The organism is Ruegeria sp. BF10 (assembly GCF_056538725.1).
Map to the genome: position 1 here is coordinate 1 of NZ_JBQFTR010000018.1, position 1,050 is coordinate 1,050.

The following is a 1,050-nucleotide window of genomic DNA, read 5'->3' on the forward strand; positions in this document are numbered from 1 at the left end:
TGCGCCTGCGCCACAGAGCGGTGCAGCGACAGGCGCATGGCGGCCTGGATCGGCGCACCGTCCAGCGCGGCCTGAGTCAGAAAGCCAGACCGCAACCCGTGAGGTGAGGCAAACCCCTCGGGCAATCCGGCCCGTTTCAGCCGATGTTTCACGATCTGATAGATCGCATCCGGGGTCAGGCGGCGTTTCAGCACCCGGTCCGCCTTGGAGATGGGGCGGAACAGCGGTCCGTCGGCAATCTCACCAACCTCGATCCAATGCACCAGCGCCTGCGCGGCGCGGCCTTTCAGGATCAGGCGCGGCGTTTCGCCCTTGGCCGTGGTCTTGGTTTCCAGCAGCGACAGCCAGGCGACGCCTGATTTGTCGAACTCCTTCAACGAGACATCTTCGCGCATCAACCCGGTGATCTCGGACCGGCGGCGCCCGCCGCTGGCCCAGCCCAGCATCAGGATCGCCCGGTCGCGGCAATCGCGCCGCGAGCCGCGGCAGGTGGCCAGCAACTGTTCCAGCACGCCACGGGTGATGGGATGGGCGGATTTCGGGGCAGGGGGGCGGGCGGCCGCCCGGCGCGCCTTGGCCCGGGCCTGCTTGACCTGCGGCGCATCAAACGGGCTGGTCAGGTTCTTCATCCGGTGAAAGGCCAGCCAGGACGCGATCCGCCGGTCCAACGTCGACGGCGCCGGGCAGGCCAGCGATTTGCGCAGGCCCTGTTTGATCAGAATCTCGGCGCTGTGACGCGCGATGTCACTGTCTTCTGCATCATTCAGATCACGTGCATGATCGAGGATGAAGGCCAGCGCCGTGGCCTCAGATTCGGGCCAGTCCAGTGGCGACCTGAAACGCGCCATTTTCCACGCCGTCACATAGATCAGATCGCGCTCATAGGCGCGCAACGTGTTGGCGGGGGTGCCGCGGATATAAAGATCACTCAGCGCGTCCTGATCTGCCTGCGACAGGGCAGGGGAGGCGGAAGGGAGATAGGGGGCAGGGGGCTTCATGGCAGCCACTCTGCGTGCATTTCGCGGAAAAATCAAACAAACATGATAAGCG

1 protein-coding gene is annotated in these 1,050 nt (G+C 65.1%); it reads right to left on the minus strand.

Features of this window, described 5'->3' with window-relative positions:
- On the minus strand, positions 1–998 hold a 998-nt coding region (locus ACR0DJ_RS20470; RefSeq protein ID WP_480686325.1), incomplete at its 3' end, for a tyrosine-type recombinase/integrase.
- Between the last annotated feature and the right edge of the window lie 52 nt (positions 999–1,050).